21 protein-coding genes and 1 pseudogene are annotated in these 20486 nt (G+C 71.0%); 12 read left to right on the forward strand and 10 right to left on the reverse strand.

All coding sequences use genetic code 11. The features are described from left to right. Positions 1–41 precede the first annotated feature (41 nt). Entirely contained in the window at positions 42–980 is a 939-nt protein-coding gene (miaA, locus tag ACSUPV_RS10440) for a tRNA (adenosine(37)-N6)-dimethylallyltransferase MiaA (RefSeq protein ID WP_031116931.1), read from the reverse strand. Positions 981–1162: 182 nt separating this feature from the next. Between miaA and ACSUPV_RS10445 the strand changes: the two genes are divergently transcribed. Both ACSUPV_RS10445 and ACSUPV_RS10450 read left to right on the forward strand, forming a co-directional pair. Further along, positions 1163–1438, forward strand: coding sequence for a hypothetical protein (locus ACSUPV_RS10445; RefSeq protein WP_359791413.1), 276 nt, complete (start codon positions 1163–1165; stop codon positions 1436–1438). Positions 1439–1464: 26 nt separating this feature from the next. Beyond that, positions 1465–1791, forward strand: a complete 327-nt coding sequence (locus ACSUPV_RS10450) for an antitoxin (protein ID WP_037761550.1) — start codon at positions 1465–1467, stop codon at positions 1789–1791. A 124-nt stretch (positions 1792–1915) separates the two neighbouring features. Here the strand turns inward: ACSUPV_RS10450 and ACSUPV_RS10455 are convergent, their stop codons facing one another. From ACSUPV_RS10455 to ACSUPV_RS10470, 4 genes are all read right to left on the reverse strand, one after another. After that, the gene (locus ACSUPV_RS10455) at positions 1916–2629 is read right to left on the reverse strand and encodes a class III extradiol dioxygenase subunit B-like domain-containing protein (RefSeq protein WP_037761547.1); all 714 of its coding nucleotides are present in this window, start codon (positions 2627–2629) and stop codon (positions 1916–1918) included. An 88-nt stretch (positions 2630–2717) separates the two neighbouring features. Next, a complete protein-coding gene (gene miaB, locus ACSUPV_RS10460; RefSeq protein WP_037761545.1) occupies positions 2718–4232 on the reverse strand; it encodes a tRNA (N6-isopentenyl adenosine(37)-C2)-methylthiotransferase MiaB in 1515 nt (504 codons plus the stop codon). A 63-nt stretch (positions 4233–4295) separates the two neighbouring features. Beyond that, positions 4296–4949 (reverse strand): response regulator, encoded by a 654-nt coding sequence (locus ACSUPV_RS10465; RefSeq protein WP_037761542.1) that lies wholly within the window; start codon positions 4947–4949, stop codon positions 4296–4298. Positions 4950–4966: 17 nt separating this feature from the next. Then, positions 4967–6010, reverse strand: a complete 1044-nt coding sequence (locus ACSUPV_RS10470) for a sensor histidine kinase (RefSeq protein WP_037761692.1) — start codon at positions 6008–6010, stop codon at positions 4967–4969. A gap of 112 nt (positions 6011–6122) precedes the next feature. On the opposite strand from ACSUPV_RS10470, the gene ACSUPV_RS10475 reads away from it, so the two are divergent. Together ACSUPV_RS10475 and ACSUPV_RS10480 are read left to right on the forward strand one after the other, a co-directional pair. Then, positions 6123–6608 carry a cation:proton antiporter regulatory subunit gene (locus ACSUPV_RS10475; protein WP_031116938.1) on the forward strand — a complete coding sequence of 162 codons (486 nt, stop codon included), beginning with the start codon at positions 6123–6125 and terminating at the stop codon, positions 6606–6608. 4 nt (positions 6609–6612) lie between these two features. Next, positions 6613–7830 (forward strand): cation:proton antiporter, encoded by a 1218-nt coding sequence (locus tag ACSUPV_RS10480; RefSeq protein WP_436947367.1) that lies wholly within the window; start codon positions 6613–6615, stop codon positions 7828–7830. 199 nt (positions 7831–8029) lie between these two features. Here the strand turns inward: ACSUPV_RS10480 and ACSUPV_RS10485 are convergent, their stop codons facing one another. Next, on the reverse strand, positions 8030–8437 hold the full coding sequence (locus tag ACSUPV_RS10485; protein ID WP_037761539.1) for a MazG nucleotide pyrophosphohydrolase domain-containing protein: 408 nt from the start codon (positions 8435–8437) through the stop codon (positions 8030–8032). Between the two features lie 96 nt (positions 8438–8533). Between ACSUPV_RS10485 and ACSUPV_RS10490 the strand changes: the two genes are divergently transcribed. Further along, positions 8534–9535 (forward strand): TAXI family TRAP transporter solute-binding subunit, encoded by a 1002-nt coding sequence (locus tag ACSUPV_RS10490; protein WP_037761536.1) that lies wholly within the window; start codon positions 8534–8536, stop codon positions 9533–9535. On the opposite strand, the gene ACSUPV_RS10495 is transcribed toward ACSUPV_RS10490, so the two are convergent. Next, positions 9525–10931 (reverse strand): sensor histidine kinase, encoded by a 1407-nt coding sequence (locus ACSUPV_RS10495; RefSeq protein WP_436947368.1) that lies wholly within the window; start codon positions 10929–10931, stop codon positions 9525–9527. The genes ACSUPV_RS10490 and ACSUPV_RS10495 overlap by 11 nt on opposite strands. Before the next feature lie 9 nt (positions 10932–10940). Further along, a complete protein-coding gene (locus tag ACSUPV_RS10500) occupies positions 10941–11627 on the reverse strand; it encodes a response regulator transcription factor (RefSeq protein WP_031116944.1) in 687 nt (228 codons plus the stop codon). 288 nt (positions 11628–11915) lie between these two features. Between ACSUPV_RS10500 and ACSUPV_RS10505 the strand changes: the two genes are divergently transcribed. The 7 genes from ACSUPV_RS10505 (at position 11916) to ACSUPV_RS10535 (ending at position 18449) form a co-directional block, all read left to right on the forward strand. Continuing rightward, positions 11916–12692, forward strand: coding sequence for an amino acid ABC transporter ATP-binding protein (locus ACSUPV_RS10505; protein ID WP_031116945.1), 777 nt, complete (start codon positions 11916–11918; stop codon positions 12690–12692). 73 nt (positions 12693–12765) lie between these two features. Further along, entirely contained in the window at positions 12766–13611 is an 846-nt protein-coding gene (locus ACSUPV_RS10510) for a glutamate ABC transporter substrate-binding protein (protein ID WP_359791400.1), read from the forward strand. A gap of 128 nt (positions 13612–13739) precedes the next feature. Beyond that, positions 13740–14417, forward strand: coding sequence for an amino acid ABC transporter permease (locus ACSUPV_RS10515; RefSeq protein WP_037761524.1), 678 nt, complete (start codon positions 13740–13742; stop codon positions 14415–14417). Continuing rightward, positions 14414–15322, forward strand: coding sequence for an amino acid ABC transporter permease (locus ACSUPV_RS10520; RefSeq protein WP_037761521.1), 909 nt, complete (start codon positions 14414–14416; stop codon positions 15320–15322). Before ACSUPV_RS10515 ends, ACSUPV_RS10520 begins: the two co-directional genes overlap by 4 nt. Positions 15323–15599: 277 nt before the next feature. Beyond that, the gene (locus ACSUPV_RS10525) at positions 15600–17207 is read left to right on the forward strand and encodes an FAD-dependent monooxygenase (protein ID WP_436947369.1); all 1608 of its coding nucleotides are present in this window, start codon (positions 15600–15602) and stop codon (positions 17205–17207) included. Positions 17208–17484: 277 nt separating this feature from the next. Further along, a complete protein-coding gene (locus ACSUPV_RS10530; protein WP_031116950.1) occupies positions 17485–18036 on the forward strand; it encodes a cysteine dioxygenase in 552 nt (183 codons plus the stop codon). Between the two features lie 8 nt (positions 18037–18044). Further along, positions 18045–18449, forward strand: coding sequence for a rhodanese-like domain-containing protein (locus ACSUPV_RS10535; protein WP_436947370.1), 405 nt, complete (start codon positions 18045–18047; stop codon positions 18447–18449). Positions 18450–18513: 64 nt separating this feature from the next. Here ACSUPV_RS10535 and recX read toward each other — a convergent pair whose 3' ends face one another. Together recX and recA are read right to left on the reverse strand one after the other, a co-directional pair. Next, a complete protein-coding gene (recX, locus tag ACSUPV_RS10540) occupies positions 18514–19332 on the reverse strand; it encodes a recombination regulator RecX (protein ID WP_359791393.1) in 819 nt (272 codons plus the stop codon). Positions 19333–19335: 3 nt separating this feature from the next. Continuing rightward, a pseudogene (gene recA / locus ACSUPV_RS10545) lies at positions 19336–20459 on the reverse strand (recombinase RecA). Between the last annotated feature and the right edge of the window lie 27 nt (positions 20460–20486).

Raw genomic sequence — 20486 nt, forward strand, 5'->3', positions numbered from 1 at the left:
GGACCGGATGACGGCCTGGGCGTCCCGATGCCATGACGTGATCAGGCTGTAACCGGTCGTTCGACCAAGGACAGCGCGAGCTGCGGAAGTTCCGTGAGGTCGGCCGCCGCCCCACTCAACCAGTGCACCCGCGGATCCCGCCTGAACCATGAATCCTGACGGCGCGCGAAGCGCTTGGTGGCACGCACGGTCTCGGCCCGCGCTTCGTCGAGAGTGCACTCCCCGGCGAGCGCCGCGAGCACCTGCTGGTAGCCCAGCGCGCGCGAGGCCGTACGCCCTTCACGCAACCCCTGCGCCTCCAGTGCGCGCACCTCGTCGACGAGACCGGCGTCCCACATCCGGTCGACCCGGCGCGCGATGCGCTCGTCCAGCTCGGGGCGGGCCACGTCGACGCCGATCTGGAGCGTGTCGTACACCGAGTCATGACCGGGGAGGTTGGCGGTGAACGGCCTGCCGGTGATCTCGATCACCTCCAGGGCGCGGACGACCCTGCGGCCGTTGCTCGGCAGGATCGCGCGAGCGGCCTCGGGGTCGGCGGCGGCCAGGCGGGCGTGCAGCGCTCCCGAGCCGCGCAGGGTGAGTTCCTCCTCCAGGCGGGCGCGGACCTCGGGGTCGGTGCCGGGGAACTCCAGGTTGTCGACGGCCCCGCGCACGTAGAGCCCCGAGCCGCCGACCAGGATCGGCCAGCGGCCCTCGGCGAGCAGCGCCTCGATCCGCTCCCGGGCCAGGCGCTGGTACTCGGCGACGGACGCCGTGACGGTCACGTCCCAGATGTCCAGGAGGTGGTGCGGGACTCCGCCCCGCTCCTCGGGCGTCAGCTTGGCGGTGCCGATGTCCATCCCTCGGTAGAGCTGCATGGAGTCGGCGTTGACGACCTCGCCGCCGAGACGCTGGGCCAGGAAGACGCCCAGATCGGACTTTCCGGCCGCAGTTGGACCGACGACGGCGATGACGCGGGGGGCGGGGGGTGCACTGCTCACCGCCCCAGTCTCGCAAACCTCCCACCCGGCTCTCGAACGAGTTACGTGACGCCACGGCCCCGGGGTCGTTGCCCGTTGCGAGGTTCCTGCCGCCGGATCGCAGAGGCGGTGGCCCGGGCCGCGCAAACGGACGCACCGGGCAACGCGGGATTTCGCCCGCACGAGTAACGTATGGAGTGGATATGGGCGTTTTTGCACGACTTCTCCGGCGGTCGAAGGCCACAACGGAGGCGTCGTCTGCCGCCGAGGCACAGGCCGACACGGCGAAGGCCGGGTCCGAGGCGGAGGAGGCGGCCGAGGCTGCGGAGGCGAAGGGTGCTGACGGAGCCACGGGAGCGGACAAGCCCGCCGCCGAGGCCGGCGCCGAGGTCACCGGGACCGAAGGCGTCGACATCCCCAAGCAGCAGTCCTCCGACAAGGCGGCCGACAACGAGGCCGGCGAGGGCGCCCGTACCTGAGCGCCCCGCGCGAGGGAAGGTGAACCATGGGTCTCCTGGACAACGTGAAGGCCAAGCTGGGCCCGGCCAAGGGCAAGGTCTCGGACCTCGCGCAGCGGCACGAGGACAAGATCCAGCACGGTCTCGACAAGGCCGCGCAGGTCGTCGACAAGAGGACCAAGGGCAAGTACAGCGACAGGATCCAGTCGGGCACGGGCAGGGCCAAGGGCGCCATGGACCGACTCGCGCACAAGGGCGACAGCGCACGGGACGCGGGCGGAACGACGCCGCCGCCCGGCACCAGCGGCACCACCCCGCCGCCCGGCACCAGCGGCACGACACCGCCGCCGGACGCACCACCGCCCGCTTCCTGAACGCACAACGGCACACTGAAGGGCACAACGGCGGACGGCCGCGGAGCACGAGCGCTCCCGGCCGTCCGCCGTTTCCCGGGCCAGGGCACTCGGAGCCGCCGCCGTCGGTCCCACCGAAGAACGGCTACGACCAGGCGGCGACGAGGTATCCCACTCCGTACGGCGCGTCCTCGTACAGCAGTGATCCGCCGAGGCCCGCGCCCTCGGCCGCGCCCGCCAGGACCTGCCAGGGGGCTCGGCCGGACACCTTCAGCTCGTGGGCGAGCCCGGTGTCCAGCGCGGCGAGCGCGGCCGGGTCCGCCGTGCCCAGCGCACGCGCGACCTCCGCGTCGAAGGGCGCCGCCCGTTCGTCGAGATAGCCCGGGGCCTTGAGCGTCCGGCACGCGCTGGCGTCGCCCATCACCAGGAGGGCCACCCGCTCGGCCCGTTCGGCGACGTCCCTGCCCGTCCGGACACACCGTGCCGGCGCGAGTTCGTCCCCCACGCCGAGCCCTTCGACCGGGGCGTCGGACCACCCGGTCCGCTCCAGCAGCCAGGCGGCCACCGCCAGCGCGTACGGCAGGGGCCGTTCCGCGTCGGCGCCCTCGCCCGGACCCAGGCGTACGTCGAGGTGGACGCCGAAGCCGCGGAACGACCCCGGTGTGCCCTGCGGATACGGTTCGAGCCCGGCGCCGTCCACCGGCCCGACGACCACGAGCCGGCCGGGCCGGGCGGCGGCGAGCACACCCAGCGCGTCCCTGCAGGCGGCTCGCGCGGCGTCCAGCTCCGGAGCGGCGCCCGCGGCGACCTCGGGAACCAGCAGGGGCGGGCAGGGGCAGACAGCGGCGGCGACAAGCATGATCGGCAGGGTAACTCTCAGGGTCGGCCCGCACGCACGCCGACCACGGCGGCGCCCCGCCTCCTGGGGGCGCCGTCTGCGTCCGGGATCAGTCGCAGCCGCAGCCGCTCGCCGCGACGGGCAGGGGCTCCGGGGCGCCGATCTTCGGCAGGCCCAGCATCACCCCGGCCGGCTTGGCCTGCTCGGCCGCGTGCCGCTTCTCCCAGGCGTCGCCCGCGCGCGTGCGGCGCACGTCGAGGACGGGGCCCTCGGCGAGGAGGTGGTGCGGGGCGGCGTAGGTGATCTCGACCGTGACCACGTCACCGGGGCGGACCTCCTGGTCCGGCTTGGTGAAGTGGACCAGGCGGTTGTCGGGGGCGCGGCCGGACAGGCGGTGGGTGGTGTCGTCCTTGCGGCCCTCGCCCTCGGCGACCATCAGCTCCAGCGTGCGGCCGACCTGCTTCTTGTTCTCCTCCCAGGAGATCTCCTCCTGGAGGGCGACCAGACGCTCGTAGCGCTCCTGGACGACCTTCTTGGGGATCTGGCCGTCCATCTCGGCGGCCGGGGTGCCGGGCCGCTTGGAGTACTGGAAGGTGAAGGCCTGGGCGAAGCGGGCCTCGCGCACCACGTGCAGCGTCTGCTCGAAGTCCTCCTCGGTCTCGCCGGGGAAGCCCACGATGATGTCCGTGCTGATCGCGGCGTGCGGGATGGCGGCGCGGACCTTCTCGATGATCCCGAGGAAGCGCTCCTGGCGGTAGGAGCGGCGCATCGCCTTCAGGACCGGGTCGGAGCCGGACTGGAGCGGCATGTGCAGCTGCGGCATCACGTTCGGCGTCTCGGCCATGGCGGCGATGACGTCGTCGGTGAAGTCGCGGGGGTGCGGGGAGGTGAAGCGGACGCGCTCCAGGCCGTCGATCTTCCCGCAGGCGCGCAGCAGCTTGCTGAAGGCCTCGCGGTCGCCGATGTCGGAGCCGTACGCGTTGACGTTCTGCCCGAGCAGGGTGACCTCACAGACGCCCTCGGCGACCAGGGCCTCGATCTCGGCGAGGATGTCCCCGGGGCGGCGGTCCTTCTCCTTGCCGCGCAGGGCCGGGACGATGCAGAACGTGCAGGTGTTGTTGCAGCCGACGGAGATCGAGACCCAGGCCGCGTAGGCGCTCTCGCGGCGCGTCGGCAGCGTCGACGGGAACGCCTCCAGGGACTCGGCGATCTCGACCTGCGCCTCCTCCTGGACGCGGGCGCGCTCCAGCAGGACGGGCAGCTTGCCGATGTTGTGCGTGCCGAAGACGACGTCCACCCAGGGCGCCTTCTTCACGATGGTGTCCCGGTCCTTCTGCGCCAGGCAGCCGCCGACCGCGATCTGCATGCCGGGGCGGGCGGCCTTCTTCGGCGCGAGGTGGCCGAGGTTGCCGTACAGCTTGTTGTCGGCGTTCTCCCGCACCGCGCAGGTGTTGAAGACGACGACGTCGGCCGCGTCGGCGCCCTCGGGGGCGCGGACGTATCCCGCGTCCTCCAGCAGCCCGGCCAATCGCTCGGAGTCGTGGACGTTCATCTGGCACCCGTAGGTGCGTACCTCGTACGTGCGCGTGCCGCCCACTGACTGGCTCCGGTCGATGCTGCTCATGGGGACAAGGGTAGGCGGTCGGCGGAAGTGGCTCGGTCGCCTGTGGACAACCGGGCCGCGGGCTCACGGCTCGATCAGGCCGGCCCGGATCGCGTACCGGGTCAGCTCCAGGCGGTCGCGCATGCCGAGCTTCTGCAGGAGGTTGGCGCGGTGGCGTTCGACCGTCTTGGCGCTGATGAAGAGCAGTTCGGCGATCTCCTTCGAGGTGTGCCCCTCGGCGACCAGCTTCAGGATCTCCTCCTCGCGCACGGTGATGGCGCGTTCCGGCAGGCCGTCACCCCGGCGCAGCCGCTCCAGGTAGGAGCGGACGAGGGCCCGCTCGGCGCCCGGGTAGATGAAGGGCTCGTCGCGCACGGCCGCCCGGCAGGCCTCGACCAGGTCGCGGTCGGCGACGGATTTGAGGACGTAGCCGCTGGCGCCGGCGCGGAGCGCCTCGAAGAAGTACTCCTCGTTGTCGTACATCGTCAGGATCAGGATGTGCAGGCCGGGCAGGCGACGGGACAGCTCGCGGGCCGCCTGGAGGCCGGTCATGCGGGGCATGGCCACGTCCAGGACGGCCAGGTCGACGGGGGTCTCCCGGGCGAGCGCGACGGCCTCTGCCCCGTCCCCCGCCTCGGCGACCACGGTCAGGTCCGGCTCCCCGTCGAGGATGAGCCGCACGCCTCGGCGCACGAGGGTGTGGTCGTCGGCGAGCAGGACGCGGATCGGGGTGGACATCAGCGGGGTCCTTCGGTTCAGCGGGGTGCTTCGGTCACGGGGACGCGCAGCCGCACCTCGGTGCCCCGGCCCGGTGCCGGCTCGACGGTGAGGGTGGCGCCGACCAGGAGGGCGCGTTCCCGCATCCCCGTGATCCCGGCGCCCTCGGATGCGGCACCGAGGCCCGTGCCGTTGTCGCGTACGAGGAGCTCGACACCGCCGGGCACCGGCTGGAGCCGGAGTTCGGCCCGGTCGGCGCCGGCGTGCCGGGCGGTGTTGGTGAGGCCTTCCTGGGCCACCCGGTAGACGACGAGTTCGGATTCCGGAGTCAGGGCGGGGAGGTCGCCGGTGACGTGGTGGCGCACGGTCAGCCCATGGGTGGTGAACTCGGCGGCGAGCGAGCGCAGGGCGCTGGCCAGCCCCAGCTCCTCCAGGACACCGGGGCGCAGCCGGCGGGCGATGCGGCGGATCTCGTCGAGTCCTGCCCGGGTGGCCTCCTGCGCCTGGCCCACCTCCTCGCGCAGGTCCTCGGGGGCCCGGTCCGCGACGCGCTTGAGCTGGAGGAGGACGGCGGTCAGGGTCTGCCCGACCTCGTCGTGGAGTTCCCGGGCGATCCGGTGCCGTTCGCTCTCCTGCGCGGAGAGCGCCCGGGCGGCGCCCGTGGCCCGCTCGGCCTCCAGCCGGTCGAGCATCGTGTTGTACGTCGTGATCAGCCCGGCCGTCTCCGCCGGGCCGGCGACCACCGGGCGGGATCCCGGACGCAGCAGGTCGGCGGTGGCCATGGCCCGGTCCAGGCGTTGCAGGGGCGCGAGGCCGAAGCGCAGCACGAGGGCGTTGCCCGCGAGCAGCAGCGCCAGGCCGCCGAGCAGGACGACCGCCTCGCCCGCCAGGACCGGGGTGGAGACGGTGACCGGGCCGAGCAGCAGCGCGGTGGCCACGACCAGGCCCGCGGCGTTGAGCGAGAAGATCCGCCAGAACAACGACACGTGCCTGGATCCACCCCTTCCGGCCTTCGCGTACGACATCGCCCCCTCCACCCTCTCCGGCGGCCGGCCGCCGCGTATATCCGTCACGACACCCATGTCGTCACCGTACGGCCGGATGGCAGCATGCGGAGTCGACCACTCGATGATCGACACCGGTCACCACACCGACACACAGCACCACACACCACACGGACTAGGGGAAAGAAACGTGTCAGCACCGCGCCTGAGGGCGACGCCGCTGCCGGGTATCGGGGTCCAGTACGACCTGGAGACCCGGGAACACCGCCATCTGTCGGTGGTGGCACACCGCGACGGCACGCGCACGGTGAACGTGTACCGGGCCGACGATCCCGACTCCTGCGCGCACTCGCTGCGGCTGACCAGTTCGGAGGCGGGATCGCTGATCGACGCGCTGAAGCCGTCGCACCACAGCCCGAGCCTGCTGTACACCACGGACCTGGGACTGGTCGCCGAGCGCGTCGAGGTGGCCGCGACCTCGCGCTGGAACGGGCGGGTGCTGGGCGACACACGGATGCGGACCGACACGGGCGCGTCGGTCGTGGCCGTGCTGCGCCGGGCCGAGGCGATCCCGTCGCCGGCGCCCGACTTCCGGCTGGCGGGCGGTGACACGCTGATCGTGGTCGGCACCCGTGAGGGCGTCGACGCGGCCGCGACGATACTCGAGCGGGAGTGAGCCGGTGCACTCCGCGGTCCTGTTGATCGAGTTCGGTTCCATCATCCTCGGCCTCGGCCTGCTCGGCCGGTTCGCCGCGCGTTTCCGGCTGTCGCCCATACCGCTGTACCTCCTGGCCGGCCTGGCGTTCGGCGAGGGCGGTCTGCTGCCGCTGGGCGCGAGCGAGGAGTTCATCGCCACGGGCGCCGAGATCGGCGTCATCCTGCTGCTGTTGATGCTGGGCCTTGAGTACACGGCGACCGACCTGGTCTCCAACCTCAAGACCCATTACCCGTCCGGTCTGGTCGACTGCGCGCTCAACGCCCTGCCGGGGGCGGCGGTGGCGCTGCTGCTCGGCTGGGGACCGGTGGCCGCCGTCGTCCTGGCCGGGGTCACCTGGATCTCGTCGTCCGGCGTGATCGCGAAGGTGCTCGGCGACCTGGGCCGGGTCGGCAACCGCGAGACGCCGGTGATCCTCAGCGTGCTGGTGCTGGAGGACCTGGCGATGGCGGTGTACCTGCCCATCGTGACGGCGCTGGTGGCGGGGGTCGGCCTGATGGCCGGGAGCGTGACCCTGGCGATCGCGCTCGGCGCGGCGGGGCTGGTGCTGTTCCTGGCCCTGCGCTACGGCAGGGTCATCTCACGGTTCGTCTCCAGTGACGATCCGGAGAAGCTGTTGCTGGTCGTGCTGGGCCTGACGATCCTGGTCGCCGGTGTCGCCCAGCAGCTCCAGGTATCGGCGGCGGTGGGGGCCTTCCTCGTGGGCATCGCGTTGTCGGGCGAGGTGGCGGAGGGTGCGCACACCCTGCTGAGCCCTCTGCGTGACCTGTTCGCGGCGGTCTTCTTCGTCTTCTTCGGGCTGCACACCGACCCGTCGAGCATCCCGCCCGTCCTGCTGCCGGCCCTGGGCCTGGCCGTCGTCACCGCGCTGACGAAGATCGCCACCGGCTACTGGGCCGCCCGGCGGGCCGGGGTGTCCGTCAAGGGCCGCTGGCGGGCCGGTGGCGCGCTGGTCGCCCGCGGCGAGTTCTCGATCGTCATCGCGGGGCTCGCGGTCTCGGCCGGCATCGAACCGTCCCTCGGCCCGTTGGCCACGGCGTATGTCCTGATCCTGGTCGTCCTGGGGCCGCTCACCGCGCGGTACACGGAGCCGGTGGCAACCTGGTGGAGCCGACGCCGGGAGCCCGACCGGCCGGAGCGCGCGCCCCGGGCGGCGGAAGCGGAGGCTCCGGTCGCCGACTGAGGCAGCGGTGCCGGGCGCGACGGGTGTCCGGGCGGGACGGGTGTCCAGGTGGACTCGGGTGTCCAGGTGGACTCGGGTGCCCGGGCGACTCGGGTGCCGTGTGGACTCCGGTATCCAGGTGCACTCGGGTATCCAGGTGCACTCGAGTATCCAGGTGTCTTCAGATGTGCAGGTGAGTCGTCCGCCGGGACGGCTCAGGTCACTCGCCCCCGCCCGGCGCCCAGCCCTGCTTCCGCAGCACCCCCTGCACATCCGGTGCCTCGTAGTGCTCGCCCTTGAGGACCTTGCCGTCCGCACGGCGGGAGACGGAGCCGTCGGGGCCGATCTTGGTCATGTTGGAGCGGTGGACCTCGGCCAGCACCGCGTCGAGGTCGATGCCGTGGACGAGGGCGGTGCCGTACGCGACGTAGACGAGGTCCGCCAGCTCGTGCGCGAGCCGGTCCAGCGGGCCCGTCACCGACACCTCGGCGACCTCCGCTGCCTCCTCCGCGAGGAGTTCGCCGCGGTGGGCGGCGAGTTCCGGGGAGATCTCCGTCGGGGTGCTGCGGGCGTCCAGGCCGAAGGCGCGGTGGAATTCACGGACCAGGTCAGCGGGCGAGGAGCTCATGACGGCGACTGTAGTGGCCGCCACTGACACCCGGTCCGCCCGGCCGCGGGGACCCGCCCTGGTCAGACCGGCCCCGGGGCTGGCAGGATCTCGCGCATGTCCAGGACGCTCCCCCGAATCGGCAGGCACCGGGCCCTGCAGGGCGGTGCCGCCTCCCTCGTGGTCCTCGGGCTGCTGCTGTGGTGGCTGCGCCCCTGGGCCGAGGAGCCGCCGTCCGGGACGATCAGGTTCAGCACCGGCACGCGCGCGGGGGTGTACCACGAGTACGGCGAGCTCCTGCGCGCCGAGATCGACAGGGACATGCCCGATCTGAAGGTGCGGCTGCTGACCAGTGCCGGTTCGCAGGAGAACGTCGCGGACGTGGCGACGGGCAAGGCCGACTTCGCGATCGCCGCGGCCGACGCGGTCGCCACGTACAAGTTCGACAACAGCACGGGCGCCGACCGGCTGCGCGGTGTCGCGCGCCTGTACGACGACTACGTCCAGCTGGTCGTGCCGCCGGACTCGGACATCCGCTCCGTCGCCGACCTGCGCGGCAAGCGGGTGGCCATAGGGCTGCCCGACTCCGGTGTGCGGCTGATCGCGAACGGCGTGCTCAAGGCGGCCGGGATCGACCCGGAGAAGGACATCAAGCCGTCGTCGGACGGCATCGACACCGGGCCGAAGCGACTGGGGCACGGCCTCGACGCGTTCTTCTGGTCGGGCGGGCTGCCCACGGACGGACTAAGCCGGCTGGCCAAGAAGTCGGCGTCGGCCTTCCGGTTCGTGCCGATCGACGCCCGGCTCGTGGCCAAGCTGCACGACCAGGGCGGTGCCACGCGGTACTACCGCGCCACCAAGATGCCCGAGTCGGCCTACCCCACCATCCAGCGCGGCGATCCGGTGCCCACCCTGGCGGTGTCCAACCTGCTGGTCACGCGCAACGACATGGATCCGCGGCTCACCGAGTGGCTGACCCGCACGGTGATCGACAGCCGGGACGGCATCGGCGCGACCGTCCACTCCGCCCAGCTGGTCGACGTCCGCACGGCGATCTACACCGACCCGCTCCAACTGCACGTCGGCGCCCAGCGCTACTACCAGTCGGTCAAGCCGTAGGCCCCGACCTGGGCACCCGCAGGGTCACCCGGAGTCCGTGCGGCTCGTTGCGCTCGTAGGCGAGCGAGCCGCCGCCGGCCGCGAGCAGCGCCCGGGAGATGGACAGTCCGAGGCCCGAGCCCTTGATGTTCTGGTGCCGGCCGCTGCGCCAGAAGCGGTCGCCGACGCGGGCCAGTTCCTCGTCGGTGAGGCCGGGACCATGGTCGGTGACGACGATGGTGGAGGTGTTGCCGTTGGAGGCGACGCCCACCTCGACGGTCTGGTCCTCGGGCGTGAACTTCACCGCGTTGTCGATGACCGCGTCCAGCGCGCTGGAGAGCGCGACCGGGTCGGCCCACGCGGTCGTGGGCGGGCAGTCGCCCACCAGCCGTACGCCCTTGGCCTCGGCGGTCGGGGCCCAGGCCGCGACGCGTTCGGCGGCGAGCGCGCCGATGTCGGTGATCTTCAGGTCGGCCTCGGTGTGCTCGGCCAGCGCCAGGTCGAGCAGATCGTCCAGGACCTGCGCGAGGCGCTTGCCCTCGGCCTGGACCGAGGCGATCTCCTTGTTGCCCTCGGGCAGTTCGAAGGAGAGCAGCTCGATACGGAGCAGCAGCGCCGCGAGCGGATTGCGCAGCTGGTGCGAGGCGTCGGCGACGAAGGCGCGCTGCTGCTCCAGTACGTCCTCGACGTTGTCCGCCATCTCGTTGAACGACCGGGCCAGGCGGCGGAGCTCCGGTGGCCCGCCGGCGGCGGCGACCCGGGACTTCAACCGCCCGGTGGCGATGTCGTGGGTGGTGGCGTCCAGGACCCGCACCGGCTTGAGCACCCAGCCGGTCAGCCGCAGGGCGGCGCCGACGGCCAGCAGCATCGCGGCGGACTCGCCCGCGCCGATGACCAGCCAGCCGTGCAGCGTGCGCGAGCGCATCTGCCCGGTGGGCGAGTCGGTGACGACGACCGCGACGACGTCCCCGTCCCGGATGACCGGCGAGGCGACCACGAGGTTGCGGCGCTGCCAGGGCCACACCTGCCGCGGGTCGTGGCTGCGGCGGCTGAGCAGCGCCTCGTCGAAGGCCTCGCGCACCTCGCCCTCCTCCGGCAGGGACCACCTGGCCGGGGCGTGGGCCATGGCCCTGCCGCTGCGGTAGAAGACACCGGCCCGGATGCCGTAGACCTCGTGGTAGCTGTCGAGTTCGCTGCTGAGCGTCGCCAGGCGCTCGTTCTCGAACGCTCCGGCGGTCCCGTCGGGCGAGTCGGTGACGAACTGGGCGAGGGCCGCGAACCGCGCGGTGTCGTCGATGCGGTCCACGACGACCTTCTGCTGCTGGGCGCCGGCCAGGCTGACGGCGAGCGGCACGCCGAGCGCGAGCAGCACGGCCGCCATCAGGACGATCAGCAGCGGGAGCAGACGAGTGCGCACCCGGCCCCGCTACGCGGCAGGCGCGACGAGCCGATAGCCGACTCCGCGTACGGTCTCGATGAGGGCGGGCATGCGCAGCTTGGCGCGCAGGGACGCGACATGCACCTCGAGAGTGCGCCCGGTCCCCTCCCAGCTGGTCCGCCACACCTCGCTGATGATCTGCTCCCGGCGGAAGACCACCCCGGGCCGCTGGGCGAGCAGCGCCAGCAGGTCGAACTCCTTGCGGGTCAGCTGGATCACCGACCCGTCCACGCTGACCCGGCGCGTGGGCAGCTCGATGTGCACGGGGCCGAGACGCAGTTCGGTCTCTATTCCGCTGGAGGTGTCCTCGTGGGAGGTGCGCCGGCTGACCGCGTGGATACGGGCGAGCAGCTCACCGGTGTCGTACGGCTTCACGACGTAGTCGTCGGCGCCCAGGTTGAGGCCATGGATGCGGGAGCGCACGTCGGAACGGGCCGTCACCATGATCACGGGTGTGCTGGTGCGCTTGCGGATCTTGCCGCAGACTTCGTATCCGTCCTGGTCGGGCAGGCCCAGGTCGAGCAGGACGACGCCGAAGCCGTCGACCTCGGGGACGAGGGCCTGGAGGGCCTCCTCACCGCTGCGCGCGTGCGTGACGTCGAACCCGTGCCGCGCCAGGACCGCCGACAGGGCGGCGGCGACGTGGTTGTCGTCCTCGACGAGCAGCAGTCTCATCCGGGCCCCCTTCGGTTCACTGGCCGTACGATCTAGATGTGTACAAAAACGCGTGCACGCGCGCGTGCACCTTGTGCAGTCACGCTGATGGATGAGGACGGCGTCAAGAGGGTTCCGGTTGCGGAGCCCTTCCGTTACCCGGCCGATATGAGCACTGCTCGCAAGTGCTACGACACGTGTCCGATTGCTATCGGATCGTGATGCTCAGATTCCCCTCAGATGTAATGACGCAGGTCGTAGAGGGTTACTACTGTCCTCCGAAACCGAGGAGGACGGAGCCTGAGAGCGATGACCGAAGTATCGGTGGCCAAGGAAGATGTGGCCGCGACCGGCGAACTGGTCGTCCTGAAGAGCGTCAACAAGCACTTCGGCGCGTTGCACGTACTCCAGGACATCGACCTGACGATCGCGCGCGGTGAAGTCGTCGTGGTCATCGGACCCTCCGGGTCCGGCAAGTCCACCCTGTGCCGCACCATCAACCGCCTGGAGACGATCGACTCCGGCTCGATCACGATCGACGGCAAGCCGCTGCCCGCCGAGGGCAAGGAGCTGGCCCGGCTGCGGGCCGACGTCGGGATGGTCTTCCAGTCCTTCAACCTCTTCGCGCACAAGACCGTGCTCGAGAACGTGATGCTCGGCCAGATCAAGGTCCGCAAGAAGGACAAGAAGGCGGCCGAGGAGCGGGCCCGGGCCCTGCTCGACCGGGTCGGCGTGGGTGCGCAGGCCGAGAAGTACCCGGCACAGCTCTCCGGCGGCCAGCAGCAGCGCGTGGCGATCGCGCGAGCGCTGGCCATGGAGCCGAAGGTGATGCTCTTCGACGAGCCCACCTCCGCGCTCGACCCCGAGATGATCAACGAGGTGCTTGAGGTCATGCAGCAGCTCGCCCGCGACGGTATGACGATGATCGTCGTCACCCACGAGATGGGTTTCGCACGATCGGCCGCAAACCGCGTGGTGTTCATGGCAGACGGCCGGATCGTCGAGGAGGCTGCGCCCGACCAGTTCTTCAGCAATCCGCGCAGCGACCGTGCCAAGGACTTCCTTTCGAAGATCCTGCATCACTGAGGCGCGCGTCGCGCCCGCGACGATACGCGTCACCCGCAACGACGGTTTCTCTTCACGGCAAAGGATGTTCCCAATGAAGCTCCGCAAGGTCTCCGCTGCGGCCGCCACCGCTCTCGTCCTCGCTCTGACCGCCACTGCCTGTGGAGGCGACGACGGCGGCGACTCGAACGGCTCCGGCTCCGGCGGCGGCGACAAGATCAAGATCGGCATCAAGTACGACCAGCCCGGTCTGGGCCTGAAGGAGCCCGACGGTTCCTTCTCCGGCTTCGACGTGGACGTGGCGACGTACGTTGCCAAGGAACTGGGCTATGAGCCCAACCAGATCGAGTGGGTCGAGACCAAGAGCGCCGACCGCGAGAACGCGCTGTCCCGCGGCGACGTGAAGATGATCGCGGCCACCTACTCGATCACCGACGAGCGCAAGCAGAAGGTCGACTTCGCCGGTCCGTACCTGCTGGCCCACCAGGACCTGCTGGTGAAGAAGGACTCGGACATCACCAAGGCCACGGACCTGAACGACAAGAAGCTGTGCTCGGTCACCGGGTCCACCTCGGCTCAGAACGTCAAGAACGACTTCGCGCCGAAGGCTCAGCTGAGCGAGCGGGGTGGCTACTCGGAGTGCCTCTCCGCTCTGCAGAGCGGTGCCGTGGACGCGCTGACCACCGACGACTCGATCCTCGCCGGCTACGCCGCGCAGGACCAGTACAAGGGTCAGTTCAAGCTGGCCGGCCTGAAGCTGAGCAACGAGAACTACGGCATCGGCGTCAAGAAGGGCGACAGCGCGACCCTCGACAAGATCAACAAGGCCCTGGAGAAGATGGTCAGCGACGGTTCCTGGGACAAGGCCGTCAAGGAGAACTTCGGCCCGGCGAACTACAAGAACGAGCCCGCCCCGAAGATCGGCCAGATCGTCCAGTAACGCGGGACTCCGCCGACGCAGGATCCCCGCACCCGATGCGGGGATCCGCAGGCGCGCCGCCATCACTTCTCTGACGGGGGCGCGCCACGTCCGCCACCTACGCCACACACCCGGAAGCGCGGGAGATCGTGTTCGACTTTCTTTCAGACTATGACGACCCGTCCCTGCTGGGCGCTTTCTGGGTCACAGTGCAGCTCACCGTCTTCTCGGCCATTGGTTCCCTGATCTGGGGCACCCTCCTGGCGGCCATGCGGGTCAGCCCCGTCCCGCTGATGCGCGGTTTCGGCACTGCCTACGTGAACATCGTCCGGAACATCCCCCTGACCGTCATCATCGTGTTCACCTCGCTCGGCCTCGCCGACATCTTCGGCGTGACCATGGGCGCACCCGATGACTTCAAGCTGAAGTACTTCCGACTGGCCGTCCTCGGTCTCGTCGCCTACACGGCTGCCTTCGTCTGCGAGGCCATCCGCTCCGGCATCAACACCGTGCCCGTCGGTCAAGCGGAGGCAGCACGGGCCATCGGACTCAGCTTCAGCCAGGTGTTGCGGCTCGTGGTACTGCCGCAGGCGTTCCGCTCCGTCATCGGGCCGCTGGCCAACGTGCTGATCGCACTGACCAAGAACACCACCGTGGCGGCCACCATCGGCGTGGCGGAGGCCGCCCTCCTGATGAAGGAAATGATCGAGAACGAGGCACAGACGCTGCTCATCGGCGCGGTCTTCGCCTTCGGGTTCGTGGTACTGACTCTGCCCACCGGCCTGTTCCTCGGCTGGCTGAGCAAGCGACTGGCGGTGAAGCGATGACGTCCGTTCTTTACGACGCCCCCGGCCCGAAGGCCAAGCGGCGCAACCTGCTGTTCTCCGTGGTCTTCTTCGTCCTGCTCGCCCTGCTCCTGTGGTGGGTCTGGCAGACGCTGGACGACAAGAACCAGCTGGAGTGGTCCCTGTGGAAGCCGTTCACCACATCAGAGGCCTGGACGACCTACTTGCTTCCGGGCCTGGCCGACACGCTCAAGGCCGCGGCGCTCTCCATGGTCATCGCCCTCCCGCTGGGCGCCGTCCTCGGCATCGCGCGCATGTCCGACCACCGCTGGGTGCGCATCCCGGCCGGCGCGGTGGTCGAGTTCTTCCGGGCCATCCCGGTGCTGCTGCTGATGCTGTTCGCCAACGAGTTCTACGTCCGCTCCACGGGCATCCCCAGCGATGAGCGACCCTTGTACGCGGTCGTCACCGGTCTGGTGCTCTACAACGCGTCGGTCCTCGCCGAGGTCGTCCGCGCGGGCATCCTCTCCCTGCCCAAGGGGCAGTCGGAGGCGGCGATGGCGATCGGCCTGCGCAAGAGCCAGACGATGACCAGCATCCTGCTGCCGCAGGCCGTCACCGCCATGCTGCCGGCCATCGTCAGCCAGCTGGTCGTCATCGTGAAGGACACCGCGCTGGGCGGCGTGATGCTCGGGTTCACCGAGCTCCTCAACACGCGAAGCACTCTCGCCGCCAACTACGCGAACGTCATCCCCAGCTTCATCGTGGTGGCGGTGATCTTCATCGTGCTGAACTTCATCCTCACCTCCTTCGCCTCCTGGCTGGAGGGCAGGTTGCGCCGCAGCAAGCGGAGCACGGGGGCCGTCGTCGGCGCCGACAAGGTCGACGACGTGAACGCGGCCGAGGTGGGCGGCACCTACGGCACCGGAGCCGGCGGCACGATCTGACGGCTCGACAACCGCTATGACTGTGGCCCGCCGGATCCCCGGCGGGCCACAGTCGTGCCGAGCCGTGAGCCGTCCTGGGCCGGCCCTGACACCCCATCACGTGGCGAGCGCGTCACCCGGCTACCCTTGGGGCGGCGGCATGATCGCCACCGACCGCCGGTCACTTGACGCAAGCACCGGCAATGGGTTGCATACGTTCTGTGATCGTGCACCCTGCTCAAACTTCCTGTTCACCTACGTCTCTCAGGACATCACCACGGGCAGGGGGCGCCGCGCCGTGGACCCGGTGATCATCGTCGGAGCGGGGCCCGTCGGGCTCACGCTCGCCCTGGCGCTGGCGCGTCAGGAGGTGCCGTGCGTCGTGCTCGACGAGGGGCCGGGCAAGGACGAACCCCGTGCGGCGCGCACCGTCGTCCTGCGCGAGGACACCGCCGCCCTCATGGAACGCCTGACCGGTGTACCCCTGGACGAGGTCGGTGCCCAATGGGCCGGATGGCGGTCGGTACGGCGCAAGCAGGTGATGCGCGAGGTCTTTTTCGACGGCAGCGAACCGATCCCGCTGCACATCGCCCAGCACGTCCTGACGGGCATCCTGCGTGCCGCCCTCGCGCGCGAACGGCTCGTCAAGGTCGCCGTGGACAGCCGCCTCGACGGCATCGAACAGGAGCCCTCGGGCGTCACGGCCCACACCCGCGGACCCAAAGGGACGTACTGGCGCGGCAGTTACCTGGTCGGCTGCGACGGTCCCCGGTCCACCGTGCGCAAGCTCCAGGACATCCGCTTCCCGGGCCGTACGGCGGTGGAACGGCACGCCGTCGCGGCCCTGCGGACGGAACTGCCCTGGCACAACGAAGCGTTGCTGCACCGCATGCCGCCCTGGCGCATGTCGGGCCCCTCGGCCGGCGAGGTCACCGCACGCCCCCTGCCGGACGGCGTCTGGCGCCTGGACTGGCTCCTGCCGCCCGGCAAGGACCTGGTCACCCCCGAGCTTCTGCTGACCCGCATCCGGGAGACCCTGGCCGGCTGGTCGGGCGGCACGACCCCGCCCTACGAGCTGCTGGACACCGGCGTCCACACGGTCCACCACCGTCTGGCCCGCCGCTGGCGCGCCGACCGCGTCTTCCTCGCCGGGGACGCGGCCCACCTGCTCGGTGCCCTGGGCACGCACGGGCTGGACGAGGGGCTGCTGGACGCCGACAACCTCGCTTGGAAACTGGCTCTGACCTGGCACCACGGTCCGCACGAGGCGCTCCTCGACAGCTACCAGACCGAGCGCCGGGCGGTCGTCGCCGCCCGGCTCCGCGCCGCCGACCAGGCGCTGCCGCTGCTGCGCGGCGGCGGAGGACTGCGCTCCTACGTCCCCGGCTCGTCCCGTGGCCACGACGCGCTCCTCACGGACGGTCACTTGGGGCACGGCCAGCTGGGTGCGCCGGGGGCGTACGCCGATTCGCCGCTCGCGCCCCAACGCCTCGAAGGAGAGGTTCCCGTCGACACGCCGCGCGGAGCGCCGGTCACGGACGTCCGTGTCACCGCGGAGGACGGCACCTTCGTACGGCTGCGGGACCGGCTCGGCCGTGGCGCCCTGCTCGTGGTGCTGATCGCGCCGGGCACGGGCGTGTGGGAGCGCAAGCACTGGGCCAGGGCGGGCATCATGCCCCGCCTCGCGGCGGCCGTCGCGGCGTTGCCGCACCCCGCCGAGCTGCTGGTCGCCGAGAGCTATCCGGGCGCGGCCGCGCACACGGTGCTCCTGGTCCGCCCCGACGGACACTTGGTCACCGCCTTGAGCGGGGTGCGCCCGGAAGACCTGTACGCGGCGGCGGAGGCGACGGTCGGCGGCCCCGCGAAGGCGCAGGCGGGAGCCGGTGCCTCGACCGGCTCACACTGACGTCGACACCGGGTGACCTGCTCACTGTCACCGTGCGTCCGCATGGTGACAGTGAGTTGACCGGTCCGGATGGTCATGGTGTACTCCGGTGCGTGACCGACACCTGTGTGCGCCTGTGGCGGAGGGTCCATATGGACTTCCTCCGGTATGCGGGCTGTGTGTGTCGTCCGTCCTGCTGACCTCGCATCCTTCTTCCTCCTGCGCGCGTCGCGCTCTCTCCGCGTCGGCTGCCGCGCCTCTTTCGCGAACCCTCATCAGGACCCTCAGGACGGCCCCCGTGTCTGTATCCCCTTCTGCGCCCCCCTCTGCGTCCCCCTCTGCCTCCTCCGCCCGTTCGGCTCCCACGCAGGCCGACCTCTTCGACTTCGTCCGGCGCACAGCCGCCGACAGTGAGCTGATCGCCTCCCTGCCGCTCGACCCGGAAGGCCGCACCTGGGTGCGGCTGGAGGGTCCCGGCGGCAGCGAGGCCTGGCTGATCGGCTGGCCGCCCGGCACGGGCACCGGCTGGCACGACCACGCCGACTCCGTCGGCGCCTTCCTGACCGCGGCGGGCGAGCTCAAGGAGAACGCGCTCGCCGCGCGGCTGCCCACCGACGGCTGGAAGACCCTGGAACTCACCGACGGTGTCGACCGGGAACGCCGACTGCCGGCCGGTCAGGGGCGCTCCTTCGGACGCCACCACGTCCACGAGGTCCTCAACGAGTCCTCCGACCGGCACGCGATCTCCGTCCACGCCTACTACCCGCCCCTGCCGCAGATCCGCCGCTACAGCCGCAGTGGGCCCATCCTGCGCCTCGAGCAGGTCGAGCGACCGGAGGACTGGCAGTGAGTACTCCTGTGTCTGCGAACGACGGGGACCAACTTCCTCTGGGAATCGACGAGTTGCTGGAGCGCGTCCGCGCGGCCTACGTGCGGATCGAGCCGCAGGAGGCCTACGAGGCCGCCAGGGCCGGCGACGCGCTGCTGGTGGACATCCGCTACGCCGCCCTGCGCGAGCGGGACGGTCTCATCCCCGGCGCCCTCGTCGTCGAGCGCAACGAACTCGAGTGGCGACTCGATCCCCAGGGCAGTCACCGCCTTCCCGAGGCCACGAGCCATGGCCTGCGCATCGTCGTGATCTGCAACGAGGGGTACGCCTCCAGCCTGGCGGTCCAGTCCCTGCACCAGCTGGGGCTGCGCCGGGCCACGGATCTGGTCGGCGGGTTCCAGGCTTGGCGGGGGGCGGGGCTTCCGGTGGAGTGAGCCGGATGCCCGTGTGCCGAGTCGGAGGCGGATGCTGCCGCCACCCTCGGCGTCGGCTTCCCGCTCAGAACCCCTCGTCCGCCAGGAAGTCCGTGTCCTCGCCCTCCTCCTCCAGCGCCTGCCGGACCACGCGCAGGGCCATGCCCTCGGGGTAGCCCTTGCGGGCGAGCATGCCGGCCAGGCGGCGGAGTCGCTTGTCGCGGTCGAGCCCCCGGGTGGAGCGGAGCTTGCGCGCGACGAGTTCTCGCGCGGTCGCCTCCTCCTGCTCGGAGTCGAGCTGGGAGACGGCCTCGTCGATGAGGGTCGAGTCCACGCCCTTGGTGCGCAGTTCCCGGGCGAGCGCGCGCCGGGCCAGTCCTCGGCCGTGGTGGCGTGACTCCACCCAGGCGTCCGCGAAGGCGCTGTCGTCGATGAGGCCGACCTCTTCGAACCGCGACAGCACCTCCTCGGCGGCGTCGTCCGGGATCTGCCGCTTGCGCAGGGCGTCGGCGAGTTGCCTGCGGGTCCGCGGGGTCCCGGTGAGCAGGCGCAGGCAGATCGCCCGAGCCTGCTCGACCGGGTCCCCTGGAGGTGTCCCCTGCTCGGCCCTCGACGAGGAGAGGCCACCTCCGTCCTCGGTGTCGGCCGCCTCGCCGAAGCCGCGTCGGCGCCGCCCGCGCCCTCGGCGCGGCCCGTCGGCACGCGGCCCACCGTCACGCGAGCCGTCCCCCGACGAGCCGCTGCCGTAGGGCTGCTCGACCCCGAAGGGCGCCTCCTCGTGCCTGTCCTCCCCGTGCCCGTCGTCCCCGTCCACGGCCGAGCCCGTGTCGCCTCCGGTGCCCCTCCCCCGTGGGGCACCGGAGGCGGTGTACTCGTACTCCGCCCAGTCGGTTCGCCGTGTCACGGGTCAGCTCTTGGCGGCAGCGGCCTTGGTCTTGGCCGCCTTGGCCGCCGCCGGAGCGGGCACCGTCTTCGCGTCGTCCGGCGTGGCGGAGACCGCGGCGTCCGCGCCCGGCTCGGCGGCCGGCTCCTCGGGGCGCACGCCCACGCCCAGCTTCTCCTTGATCTTCTTCTCGATCTCGTTGGCCAGGTCGGGGTTGTCCTTCAGGAAGTTGCGCGCGTTCTCCTTGCCCTGGCCGAGCTGGTCGCCCTCGTACGTGTACCAGGCGCCGGCCTTGCGGACGAAGCCGTGCTCCACGCCCATGTCGATGAGGCGCCCTCGCGGCTGATGCCCTGGCCGTAGAGGATGTCGAACTCGGCCTGCTTGAAGGGCGGCGCGACCTTGTTCTTGACGACCTTGCAGCGGGTGCGGTTGCCGACCGCCTCGGTGCCGTCCTTCAGGGTCTCGATGCGGCGGATGTCGATGCGCACCGAGGCGTAGAACTTCAGCGCCCGGCCACCGGTCGTGGTCTCCGGGGAGCCGAACATCACGCCGATCTTCTCGCGGAGCTGGTTGATGAAGATCGCGGTGGTCTTGGACTGGTTGAGCGCGCTGGTGATCTTCCGCAGGGCCTGGCTCATCAGTCGGGCCTGCAGACCCACGTGGCTGTCGCCCATCTCGCCCTCGATCTCCGCGCGCGGGACGAGCGCGGCGACGGAGTCGATGACGATGAGGTCGAGGGCGCCGGAGCGGACCAGCATGTCCACGATCTCCAGGGCCTGCTCGCCGTTGTCCGGCTGGGAGAGGATGAGGTTGTCGATGTCGACGCCGAGCTTCTTCGCGTACTCGGGGTCGAGGGCGTGCTCCGCGTCGACGAAGGCGACCTGGCCTCCGGCCTTCTGCGCGTTCGCCACCGCGTGCAGGGTGAGGGTGGTCTTACCGGAGGACTCCGGTCCGTAGATCTCCACGACGCGGCCGCGCGGCAGGCCGCCCACGCCGAGGGCCACGTCCAGGGCGGTGGACCCGGTCGGGATGACCTCGATGGGCTCCTTGGACCGCTCGCCCATGCGCATGACCGCGCCCTTGCCGAATTGCCGTTCAATCTGTGCGAGCGCGGCGTCCAGGGCCTTCTCGCGGTCGGTTCCTGCCATGGGTTCCACCCGATTTGCTTGAGTCGA

This window comes from Streptomyces sp. SudanB52_2052 (assembly GCF_964272415.1).
In the GTDB taxonomy this organism is placed as follows: Bacteria; Actinomycetota; Actinomycetes; order Streptomycetales; family Streptomycetaceae; genus Streptomyces; species Streptomyces olindensis.

Coding starts and splice junctions, on each gene's coding strand:
- ACSUPV_RS10445 (WP_359791413.1), top strand. CDS start 1,163: ATGGGCGTTTTTGCACGACTTCTCCGGCGGTCGAAGGCCACAACGGAG.
- ACSUPV_RS10450 (WP_037761550.1), top strand. CDS start 1,465: ATGGGTCTCCTGGACAACGTGAAGGCCAAGCTGGGCCCGGCCAAGGGC.
- ACSUPV_RS10455 (WP_037761547.1), bottom strand. CDS start 2,629: ATGCTTGTCGCCGCCGCTGTCTGCCCCTGCCCGCCCCTGCTGGTTCCC.
- miaB (WP_037761545.1), bottom strand. CDS start 4,232: ATGAGCAGCATCGACCGGAGCCAGTCAGTGGGCGGCACGCGCACGTAC.
- ACSUPV_RS10465 (WP_037761542.1), bottom strand. CDS start 4,949: ATGTCCACCCCGATCCGCGTCCTGCTCGCCGACGACCACACCCTCGTG.
- ACSUPV_RS10470 (WP_037761692.1), bottom strand. CDS start 6,010: ATGGGTGTCGTGACGGATATACGCGGCGGCCGGCCGCCGGAGAGGGTG.
- ACSUPV_RS10485 (WP_037761539.1), bottom strand. CDS start 8,437: ATGAGCTCCTCGCCCGCTGACCTGGTCCGTGAATTCCACCGCGCCTTC.
- ACSUPV_RS10490 (WP_037761536.1), top strand. CDS start 8,534: ATGTCCAGGACGCTCCCCCGAATCGGCAGGCACCGGGCCCTGCAGGGC.
- ACSUPV_RS10500 (WP_031116944.1), bottom strand. CDS start 11,627: ATGAGACTGCTGCTCGTCGAGGACGACAACCACGTCGCCGCCGCCCTG.
- ACSUPV_RS10505 (WP_031116945.1), top strand. CDS start 11,916: ATGACCGAAGTATCGGTGGCCAAGGAAGATGTGGCCGCGACCGGCGAA.
- ACSUPV_RS10510 (WP_359791400.1), top strand. CDS start 12,766: ATGAAGCTCCGCAAGGTCTCCGCTGCGGCCGCCACCGCTCTCGTCCTC.
- ACSUPV_RS10520 (WP_037761521.1), top strand. CDS start 14,414: ATGACGTCCGTTCTTTACGACGCCCCCGGCCCGAAGGCCAAGCGGCGC.